Source organism: Rhodothermales bacterium (genome assembly GCA_013002345.1).
Lineage (GTDB): Bacteria > Bacteroidota > Rhodothermia > Rhodothermales > JABDKH01 > JABDKH01.
On the sequence record JABDKH010000038.1, the window covers coordinates 22,012 to 33,742 of the forward strand.

The 11,731-nt window shown below is 56.5% G+C and carries 5 protein-coding genes; 4 read left to right on the plus strand and 1 reads right to left on the minus strand.

Features of this window, described 5'->3' with window-relative positions; genetic code table 11:
• Positions 1–8 precede the first annotated feature (8 nt).
• From HKN37_01760 to HKN37_01775, 4 genes are all read left to right on the plus strand, one after another.
• Positions 9–263, plus strand: coding sequence for an acyl carrier protein (locus HKN37_01760; GenBank protein ID NNE45364.1), 255 nt, complete (start codon positions 9–11; stop codon positions 261–263).
• Positions 256–4,608, plus strand: coding sequence for an amino acid adenylation domain-containing protein (locus tag HKN37_01765; GenBank protein ID NNE45365.1), 4,353 nt, complete (start codon positions 256–258; stop codon positions 4,606–4,608). The genes HKN37_01760 and HKN37_01765 overlap by 8 nt, the downstream gene beginning before the upstream one ends.
• Entirely contained in the window at positions 4,605–8,573 is a 3,969-nt protein-coding gene (locus tag HKN37_01770; GenBank protein NNE45366.1) for an amino acid adenylation domain-containing protein, read from the plus strand. Before HKN37_01765 ends, HKN37_01770 begins: the two co-directional genes overlap by 4 nt.
• A 130-nt stretch (positions 8,574–8,703) precedes the next feature.
• Entirely contained in the window at positions 8,704–9,984 is a 1,281-nt protein-coding gene (locus HKN37_01775) for a glycosyltransferase family 1 protein (protein ID NNE45367.1), read from the plus strand.
• A gap of 450 nt (positions 9,985–10,434) precedes the next feature.
• Here HKN37_01775 and HKN37_01780 read toward each other — a convergent pair whose 3' ends face one another.
• Positions 10,435–11,364 carry a hypothetical protein gene (locus HKN37_01780; GenBank protein ID NNE45368.1) on the minus strand — a complete coding sequence of 310 codons (930 nt, stop codon included), beginning with the start codon at positions 11,362–11,364 and terminating at the stop codon, positions 10,435–10,437.
• Positions 11,365–11,731 lie beyond the last annotated feature (367 nt).

Below are 11,731 nucleotides of genomic sequence, written 5' to 3' on the forward strand. Positions count from 1 at the left end.
ACCGACCTATGACGATCAAGGACAAGCTCACGAAATACATCAGTCACGAGTTGCTCACCCGTGAGACAGACGTGGCGCCGGATGACGAGCTGCTTCTGAGTGGTCTCGTTGACTCCATCGGTGTCATGACGCTCCTGCTCTTCATAGAGGAGGACTTTGGCATACACGTGCCGCCGGAAGATGTGACGATCGAGAACTTCGCGTCCATCCGAACGATCGACGCATACCTGATTCGACGGACGAACGGGGTATCGCATGCCTGATTCTGGATCCAGCGGTGCAACTACGTCCGAGACGGGTCGAAGAGATCGGTCACGGCAGCCAGTCCGCTCCTCGTCCAATCTGACGACCGGTCAGTTCCTGATGTGGATGGGCCAGAAGCTGCACCCGGACGCACCACTCTACAACATGGTCCATGCGTTCGAGATCAACGGACCGCTGGACCATGGCCATTTCGCGCGAGCCTTCCAGGCTCTCCTGGACCGGAGTGACGCCTTACGAATCGTGGTGGACGAAGAGGGAGGCATCCCCAGGCAACGATTTGTGGCTCCGTATCGGCACTCGATCGATCGTGTAGACCTCTCAGGTTCCCCGGATCCGGACTGTGCGCTTGACGACTGGGTTTCAGTGCGATCCGCGGCTCCACTTGATCTGCGCGCGTCAGCTTTCGACACCGCACTAATCACTCTCGCGCCCGACCGCCACGTCTGGTACCTGAATCAGCACCACCTCATAACCGACATCTGGTCGACCGCGCTCATCTATCGACGCGTATCCGAGTACTACTCGTTGTCGCAGTCGGGCCTACTCGAGAAGGCCCCACTACTGCCATCCTTCGAGGAATACGTGGCGTACGAGGCCGCGTACACGTCATCCGGCAGGGCGGAGTCGGTGGCGGACTACTGGCAGAAGCAGCGCGAGAATCTGGCGGACACGTGCCAGCTATATGGTCGGCGCGGCGCCGATCTCTCAACACGAACCGAGCGGGTGCGATACGACCTGGGAGCGGAACGCTCCGCGAAGTTCCGGGCCATCGGTCAGGAACCCGGCATACAAGCACTCACCGCGCACCTATCGTATTTCTCAATCTTTGCGGCGCTGGTTCTCGCCTACATGCGCCGCGTGGGCAGCCGGCAAGAGCTGACACTCGGAACACCGAGTCACAATCGACCCACCGCCGCGTTCAGGGAGACGATCGGCCTGTTCATCGAGGTGTTCCCGTTCTCCGTCACCCTGGCAGAAGCTGAGACGTTTCGTTCGTTGATCAGGAAGGTTCAGCGCGAGGCTCTGACTTTCTTTCGCAATGCACAGCCCGGGACAAGCAGCGCGGCAGCCAACCGCGGCTACAACGTGCTCCTGAACTATCTCCCCGTGTCCTTCTCGTCGGAGTTCGCGGGCCTGCCGATGACGTCTACGTGGGTGCACTCCGGTCATGGCGACAGCCGTCATCACCTGCGCATTCAGGTGCACGATCTCGACAACACCGGCGCGTTCCAGCTGTACTTCGACTTCAACGCAGACCTCTTCGACAGCCGTCAGCGATTAGAGGCCGTCGACCACTTCGTCCACCTCCTCGATGCAGCGCTGGGAGACCTCGATCAACTGATTATATCGCCTTCGCTGCTCGACGCCCACCAGCAGGAGGTTCTGCTCGAATCAGGTCGCGCCCCTGAAGAGATGCATCAAGACCATCGATCAGTCCTCGAGATGTTCGACGCCTGCGTCAAGCGAACACCACAAGCGGTGGCTCTCGAGTTCGAGAACCACGAAATGACCTACGGAGATCTGGATGCCCGATCAAATCAGCTTGCTCGATTCCTTCGGACGCACGGCGTCGACCGGAACGTTCGTGTTGGGCTGTGCCTACCCCGATGCCCTGAAGCAATCGTCGCCATCCTTGCTGTCATGAAATCCGGAGGCACGTATGTGCCAATTGATCCCCGGTACCCGACTGAGCGACTTACGTTTATCATGGAGGACGCTGGCGTTCCCATCCTGCTCACGCACTCGTCGGTTGCATCCAGGCTCAACACGCCCAGTGTTGACGTCGTGTGTCTCGACCTTGGCGACTCGGAAATCGAAGCCCATAACCCGGATAGCACGAGCTTAGGTCAAGAAACACTCGCCCTCGAGTACGACAGACACCTTGCAGCGTATGTGATTTACACGTCGGGTTCGACAGGGAAGCCGAAGGGGGTCGTCGTTGGGCGCGCCGCCCTCGCGAGCTATGTAGCGTGGGCTCGGCAGTTCTACCTGGGTGGAGAGCCACACGATCTACCCTTTTTCACACCTCTCGCCGTTGACCTCACGGTTACATCCATATTTGGACCCCTGACCACCGGGGGCCGCGTCGTGATCTATGGCGAGGATTCCAATCCGGCGGCCCTGATGACACGGGTCGTTACGGACAACCTGGTGGACGTGATCAAGATGACGCCGTCGCACTATGCGCTGGTTCGTCACCTGAACATCCCCGACTCGCGTGTCAGGATGCTTATTCTTGGTGGGGAAGATCTTGGTTCCGAACTTGCGCGTGACATGCTGCGCACGTTTGGCGAAGACGTACTCGTCTACAATGAATACGGCCCGACGGAGGCGACAGTCGGATGCATGATTCATCGGTTCGACGCCTCCGAGAACACCGGGGAATCCGTACCGATCGGAAGAGCCAGCGCCAGGATGAGGGTCTACGTGCTCGACGAGGGCCAGAATCTCGCACCGAACGGTATAACCGGCGAACTCTACGTGTCTGGGCCACAGCTCGCTTTTGGGTACTTGAACCGTCGCTCCCTGACAGCGGACCTGTTTCAACCCGATCCATTCCACCCCGGTGAGAGAATGTATCGAACAGGTGACAGGGCCTGCCGGCAAGACGACGGTGTCATTAAATACCTCGGACGACTGGACGATCAGGTCAAACTCCGCGGTGCACGAGTCGAGTTGGGTGAAGTCGGAGCCACTCTGTGTCGGCACCCTTCTATACGAAGTGCTGAAGTGACGGTAACCTCGTTCCTTCAGCGGAGCGAGGCTAACAAACACTGCGCACGGTGCGGCCTCCCGTCCAACTACCCGGATGTATCATACGACTCGAATGGTGTCTGCCATCTGTGCCAGGCCTTCGATCGGTACGAGCAGAGGGCTCGTGACTACTTCCGGTCAATGCATCACCTGGAGGAGATCTTCGACCAGAGCAGAGATGCGCACGCCGATGCTCCCTACGATTGTCTTGTGTTGCTAAGCGGAGGCAAGGATAGCACCTATGCCCTTGCCAGACTCGTCGATATGGGGCTCCGCGTTCTCGCATTCACGCTGGACAATGGATACATATCAGAAGGCGCGAAGGACAACATAAGACGTGTTACGGTCGCGCTGGGTGTGGACCACATTTTCGGGCAGACCCCCGCGATGAATGCAATCTTTGTCGATAGCCTCCAGCGCTTTAGTAACGTGTGCAATGGATGCTTTAAGACGATCTACACACTCGCTCTCCAAGAAGCACGGACACGAAGAATCCCGTTGATTGTGACAGGCCTTTCGAGGGGGCAGTTCTTTGAAACACGACTCACCGAGTCTCTCTTCCTCGACGATGACATTGACGCTGGCAAGATCGACAGTATCGTTCTTGAGGCACGAAAGTCATATCACCGTGTCGAAGATGCGGTTTACCGGCTACTTGACGTCGCCGCACTGCAGGATGACACGATCTTCGAGCAGGTCCAGTTTGTGGACTTCTATCGCTACTGCGACGTCAGCCTCGAGGAAATGCTGAATTATCTCGACCAGCGACTCCCGTGGGTGCGCCCGGCCGATACTGGTCGATCGACAAATTGCCTCATCAACAACGTGGGAATCTACGTCCACCAGAAGGAGCGCGGGTTTCACAACTACGCCTTCCCCTATAGTTGGGACGTACGCGTCGGCCACAAGTCGCGCAAGGAAACCATGGAAGAACTTGATGACGAAATCGATGAAGCAGACGTCGACCGCATTTTGCGAGAGATTGGATACGAAGTAGACGCGGTCTATGACGAAGGAAATGAGAACCGACTAGCCGCTTACTATGTCAGCGATGAGCCCCTGCCCACCTCCGAGCTCAGGGCCTTCATTTCGGCCCGGCTCCCGGAGTACATGGTTCCTTCCTACTTCGTGCACCTGGATGCTCTTCCTCTCAATCCAACGGGCAAGGTGGACCGACGGGCTCTTCCCGACCCGACCACGGAAAGACCAGAACTACACACGCCTTACGTAGAACCGCGTACGGATACAGAGCGGCACCTCGCGCGTCTCTGGGCGGAAGCGCTTCATCTGCATGACATAGGGATACGCGACAACTTCTTCGATCTTGGTGGAGACTCCATCACCGCGATACAGATCGTGGCCAGGGCAAACCGTGAAGGAATTCTCGTAAGTCCTGCAATGCTTTTTAGAGGTCAAACTATCGAGGCAGTGGCTGAGGCGCTGGGCAAACCGGACGGGAACCAAGCGGAGCGAGGCGCCGTGGCCGAGAAGGTGGATCCAGAATCTAAGCCTCCATTCGGCGTGAGCGAGTCGCAGCTCAGTCGCATCGCGACCCTGCTAAACATGGCTGACCGTAAGCCCAAGAAATGAAACTAGACAACGTAGCAGACATCTACCCTCTCTCTCCGCTACAGCTTGGAATGCTATTCCACACGCTCGCGGAACCTGAATCTGGCGTGTATGTGTCTCAGCTCGTTATCCGTCTACGGGGTCCAGTAGACTCGTCCATCCTGTCAAATACGTGGTCGGCCTTGGCGCAGCGGCATGCTGTGCTTCGCACAGCGTTCCTGTGGGACGGCCTTGACGAGCCTATGCAGGTAGTGCGGGAGCGGGTCGAAACGCCCTGGTCGGAGGACGACTGGTCCAATCTTGATTCTGAGGTGATTCGCAAGTACCTGCTGGAATTCTTGGCTGCCGATCGTCAGAAGGGATTTGACTTGAGTCGAGCGCCGCTGTTTCGACTACAGATGATCCATTATGGTCGCGACAGCACTCTCCTGGTCTGGTCTTATCACCACATCCTTCTGGACGGATGGTCAACGTTCATCCTACTGGACGACTTGCGTGCCCTCTATTCAGAGGCCGTCGAGGACCGTAGACGAGTACTCGACGAGCCGTTTCTTTTTCGAGCGTACATAGAACACACCCGAAGCAAGAGGAGTGACGACAGCCACGAGTTCTGGAAGAATCTCCTGGGTGATTTCTCGGAGCCAACGCCACTCGGCATAGATCGGACGTCCCCCCCAGGTTCCGGCGGAAGTATTCAGGCTTCAGAGCGTGTGGTGCCATCGAAGACTGCACGCCAGATCACAGAGTTCGCTCGCACTCGCAGGGTCACCATGAGCACGGTCGTGCATGCCGCATGGTCACTGCTGCTCGGCTTCTACTCCGGTCGCCGAGATGTAGTGTACGGCTTCACGATTACCGACAGGCCAGCGGCAGTACCGGGGATTGAGAAGGTGGTGGGCCTTTGTATCAACACGCTCCCTGTTCGCATCCAGATTACGCCGGATCTCACCGTTCGACAATGGATTTTGGATTTGCAGGAGCAGCTGATCGAGATACAGGGCCGCAGCGAGACTCCCTTATTTGAGACGAAGCGTCTAAGCGCAGTTCCAGGTGAGAGACCCCTCTTTGACAGCATTCTCGTCTTCGAGAACTATCCCGTAGGCTCCCTGAAAGAACCCTATGCACTCGAAATCGAAGACGTCGAGCACTTCGAGCAGAGCAATTTTCCAATCGCTCTCCTCTTCCTTCCCGACGATCCGATGCGCGTTAAGATCATGTACGACTCAGGGCGGTTCGCTGCTGAGGACATAGAGACGCTGCTTCGACAGTTCGAGATCGTACTCGATCGTGTGAGTTCAGAAGAGAACTCTCTGGTTCGCGACGTCCAGCTTCCGCCTGAAGAGCTGTCCATCCTGCGTGGTCCCCATGCTGCCGAGGCTACACTCCCCGTCCACCAGCAGTTACTTCGAACTGCTTCCATCCGACCCGACGCGATTGCCGTATCTTGCGACGGAGGGCAGATGTCCTACGGCGATCTCGCACGCAGGTCTGCATCCATCGCAGCACGGCTGGCAAACCTCGGCCTCCAGGCGGACGAGCCGGTCTGTCTCGTGCTGAATCGATCCACAGACATGATTGCGGCGATGATCGGGGTTCTGCGTGCGGGAGGCGCCTACGTTCCGATCGATCCCGATGCCCCCGACCGCCGCGTTGAGAAGCTCGTCGAGGACTGTCGTGCCCGCCTGATAATTGAAAGCAGTGGGTCGGACCGACAAATCGACAACCGCTCTCTGACGCGGATCATCGTCGAAGAGATACAAGATGACGCCGAACGGTACGTGGACCCAAATACAGCACCGTCCGACAGAGCTTATATCCTCTATACGTCCGGCTCGACGGGCCAGCCGAAGGGTGTCGAAGTCACTCACGAGAACTTGTCATCTTCTACTGCTGCGAGGGCCGACTACTATCAGGATTCGCCCAAGTCGTTTCTCCTGCTGTCCTCGTACGTATTCGACAGCTCCGTCGCCGGCATCTTCAGCACACTATGTTCTGGTGGGAAGCTCGTAGTCCCCCAGCCGCGACTCGAGCAGAACGTCGAAGCCCTTGCACGCCTGATACAGGCGGAAACGATCACGCATACGCTCTGCCTTCCTTCGCTATACCGACTAATTCTGAAATTCGCCGATCCAAGCTTTCTGGCGAGCTTAAAGACTGTTATCGTGGCAGGAGAGCCGTGTCCTCCAAGTGTGATACGTCACCACTTCACGGTGCTACCAGATGCGAAGCTGTACAACGAGTACGGTCCGACCGAGGCGACTGTATGGGCCACCGTCGAGCAGTTTGAGGACGCCAACGCCGACGTGTCCATCGGACGTCCAATCCGTGGGATGTCTGTCTACGTCTGCAGCGACGACCTGAGACCCGTACCTATCGGAGTAGCGGGCGAGATCTTGCTCGGAGGACCGGGAATAGCAAAAGGCTACGTAAATCGCCCTGAACACGCTACGCGGTCCTTCGTTTCCTGCGTCGAGACCGCTGGCGGCTCACCGCTGTATCGCACGGGCGACATCGGTCGCATCAGACCCGATGGACGGCTGGAGTATCTCGGCAGAATTGACGGCCAGCTTAAGATTCGCGGCTACCGAATCGAGCCGGAAGAAATTGAGAACGTTATTGTCGGGCACAAGCTGGTCAGGGAGGTAGCAGTGGTCGCGGTGAACCACTCTGTCACAGAGCAACGGTTTGCCGGTCACACGGATCGGACTGCGCACCAGCTCGTTGCCTTCCTTGCTCCGTCAGAGCCATCAGATCCTCGCTATATAGCTGACCAACTTCGAACATATGCTGAGTCGCGCCTGCCTGCTTATATGGTGCCGTCACAATACGTGCAGGTAGATGAGTTGCCGCGTACTGCAAGCGGCAAGATCGATAGAAAGACCCTGGCAGATGAAACGACGCTTCCACAAAGATTCGGAGATGCTAAAGCGGAGCCTCAAAACGAGCAGGAAATGATCTTGCTCGACGTGTGGAAGAAGGTGCTCGGTACCGAATGCATCCGTCTTGACGACAGTTTCTTCGAAATAGGCGGCGATTCGATCCGCAGCATTGAGATGCTATCATTAGCCCGTCAGCGCGGCCTCACACTACCGCTCTCAGTGCTCTTCGGCAAAGGTACGATTCGCGAGATGGCAGCGATGGCAGGGGGCACTGAGTTAAAATCGCATGACAACGCTACACGAACATTGTCCATATCTCCGATCAGGACTGAAGGGCCTCTGCCTCCCCTATTTCTGATTCATGGTGTAAGCAGCAATGTACTCCACTATGCAAACCTGGTCGAGCACCTGAGTACTGATCTTCCGGTCTATGCCATACAGGGTCAGGGGTTGGCCGGCGCACGATTCGAAGTGGAGTCGCTCAGCGACCTTGGAAGAATCTACTCCGACGACATCGTTGCGATGGGACTCGAAGCCCCCCATGTGGTTCTCGCCTATTGCGTCGGCGGCAACCTCGCGCTGGAACTGGCGGCTCAGCTTCAACTCAAGGGAGTCAATGTCCCCCTCGTTGTAATGATCGATGCACTCGCTCCAAACGTTCGTCCGGAAAAGCCCGCACTGCTACAAAAGTCGTTACACGCTGTCAGGGGAGGCCCGATCCAAGCCGCTACCGCCGCACTTCGCTATGGGCGAGCACTACTTCGAATTGTATGGCGCAGGCTTCAGTTCCAGCTCGCAAGCGTTGCGACTGCGGCAGGGGTTCCAGTCCCGCAGGGTGCCCGAACCGTTTACGTCAGCGAGATGAATAAGCAGATCATTTTTGACCAGACGCCGCGGAAGTATGAAGGCGACCTAGTTCTTGTTCTCAGGTCTGCGGCAAATCCCGATCTTTTCGGCGAAGCAGGATGGCGCGATTTCGTAGAAGGGCCAATTGAGACGCTCCGTGTCGAAGGATCGCATGATTTCTTGACCGATGCTCCGGACGTTGCCGCTGAGCTCGCACAAGCCATCCAAACTAGAATTGACCGTCTGCACAGAGGCACCTGACAAGGTCTATGTGACCGAGCCATGTGGGGTCTTTCAGGCCAAATGAGAGCGATATCCGGCAGAATCAATGGCACATGTGCTTTGCATTCCTAGTGGACTTACTGGGGGCCTGTACTCCAGCCTTGAGTTGATGCGGCGACTCAACGCCGATGGCCACAGGGTCTCATGTGCCAGTCCCGGAGACTGCCAGGCCGCAGTAACAGCGGCCGGCTTTCCGTATGTACAGCTCACCCCGAATACATATTCGGAGTGGTCGCGAGTCGACAAAAACGTCCCGTGGGTCCGGCGGCTGATGGACACGTCGAATCGTCGTCGCAAAGCCATCGAGGCTCTGGGTGTTGAACGTGTTGCGGCTGAACTCACTGAGATGCAACCCGACCTGGTATTGATTGATCGTGAACTTCACGAACATATCATCATCGCCCTGTCTTTGGATTTACCGCTCGCGCTTACTAGCACATGGTTTGCCATCTGGCGGAAACCGCGTATCCCTCCTCCTCACAAAGGTATTATCCCGGGACAAACCTGGAAGGGTAGTCGTGCAGGTATTGAGCTTTACTGGCGCTGGTTGCACTTGCACAAGACCCGCCTAGCGTTTCGCGAGGGTGTCCGGCACCCAGGAGCCGACAGAATCTCCGTGCTGAAAGCTCTCGCGAACTTGCACGGCGTAAAACTCCGGAAGCATATCGAACTCTATCAGTGGCAGATACCGTTCTCCTACAAATCATTGCCGTTGCTCTGCTTGAGATCTCTCGAAATGGAATTCCCTCACAAACCGCCACGAACTGTGCATTATATGGGACCTATGATCAATCCTCAGCGAGTCGATCAAAGCACCAGCACCGACTCCAATGCGCAACTGGAGTCTATACTTTCTCGGCACCGACGAGATGGCAATCGCGTCCTTATTTATTGTGGATTTGGATCCTTTTTCAAGACAATTGAGGCGTTCCTTTATCGTCTATTCGAGGCAGCTGCAAGCCGACCTGACTGGGATCTGATCGTCCCAGTCGGCGAGGACCAGATGCGAAAGCTCGGTGAACTAAGCGCTGAAAACGTCCACTGCTTCGACTGGGTGCCCCAGCTACAAGTGCTTGGACAAGCAGATCTGGCACTGGTACACGGAGGAGTAAACACCATCGCTGAATGCGTCCACTTCGGGGTTCCGATGATTGTGTATAACCAGGAATTCCTGGATATGCCTGGCAACACGGCTCGTGTAGTCTATCATGGCATTGGCGTAGAAGGTGACATACGAGGCGAGACGCCAGAGGAGATCCGGGCCAAGATTGATGGCATATTGGAAAACGCCGAGATCAAAACGCGAGTGACGACAATGCGTGATCGCGTACTCAATTCGGACCGCGACAAACGAGTCGAGGATGTCGTGCACGAACTGCTTGCCGAGTGAAACAGTCGGACGGCGGTCGATGCAAGACGAGCCGGCGGTGTTGCTGCGTCCGGGATAAGCCGTTGAGCCGCTGTAGCGGACTTGGGGTTTTACGCAAATGGGACCTCTACGGACAGATGTACACATAAGCCCGGGTTCGGGCATACTTATCGTTTCTCACTTCGATCGGATCCTATTGCGGGAATGGTGGAGAGTCACTAGCCGGCTCTCAAGGACTGAGCAATCATCATCAATGAGTGAGGGCGCTACATCCAGGAATGAAGCCCTAGGGCCATGGCCACAAACCTGCTTGGACCACATCTGATTTGACGATCACGACCGCACTGTGAGGCTTGGCGAAAAGTGGATTCGAGAGCCGGGACCACACGTACGCCAGATCAACAATTCCGGGATGACGAGGATCCTGAGCGACAAGCACGAAGGTGGGCGTGTCGGTCCAATCCAAACTCGTCAGCGACGAAGGTACCGTTTCAAGACAGCCTTCGTCCTGACAACGAAGCTCCTACCTTTTGGATGCGTGCGGAAGAGTTGTATACCGTTTAGCCTGTATAAACGTTCGACACCCCGCAATATGAAGTCCAGGTCGTCCATGCTTTTCTCCACCGATTGGCACCAGTAATCGATGCGCTCCGGATCATAGTCCGACCCGTCAAAGCTAGCTAAGAGGTGATCAAGCTCAAGCAAGGAGGTTGACAGTTGCAGCTTACTCAAGCCCTCTCGATTCAACTCCGGACGAATATTCTCCCGGATGATCCCTTCCATATCAACGCCCTGACCGTCGAGTCCGCAGTGGGCCGCAAGGGCTGTTATCCGGGAAATAGGGTCCTGTTGCCAGCGATCATAGTGTAAGAAGAAGAATGGGTGCTGGACATCGCGTAGGGCATGAAAGGTCCGGTAAAGGACGATACCCTCGGACAGGTCTTGGGGCAAGCCGTATGCCGTCATGAGTGAACTGACCACGCTGCTGCTAGGCCGCACACAAAAAACAACATGGGGGGTAATGTCTAGTTCTCTCAGTACCTCTTCCCAAAGGGGCCAGAAGAGACAGGTTCGTGGATCCTTGAATCCCCACGGACGATAGTCACGGTTCACCTCCTCCTCGACAATGGCCACTAACGTCTTCTTCGTCTCCAGGTAGGCGGGCGCACTTACCCAATCGGCTGGTCTTGGCAGAAGTGCATACATCCCGATTGATTTGATGAGGCCCTGCTGGGCGCGATTGATCCGGAGATCCTCAAAGTGTCCCGTCGGGTTGTCAGGTGATGGAGGCACTAGATCTGGAGAAAGCCGCAGTCCAACTCCATTCAGTAGTTTCATAGCTAACGAAGTTCCCGAGCGGCCGACACCGAATACCGCTACACAACTTTTTGATTCAGGCATGACTAGCATCTCCCAGTCCGATCTTGGAAAACAGGTGTAGCGCCCAACAGCGGGCCATCCGTGTGAAAACGGTATAGGGCTAAAGGAAGTCGATGGCATCATCGATCGCAAGAGCTGTCCTGAACTTGTTGCTTGCTCAAGGCCCACAATGATTCTGGGTCCGAAATGAGAGACGGCCTAGGATCTTCGTGTGGTTCGCACGAGCATTCCAGATCTCCAAAGTGCGCCCAGCGCCGACGAAGCATTCCGAACTGCTCCAGACTGCCGCGCTCGCTGACGCTCGCTCGCTCCGACGATGGCCCACCACACCGTCGTCACGATGAGGCCGCAGGAAATCGTCACCCCGAGCCCGTCGAGGGGTCTGTGG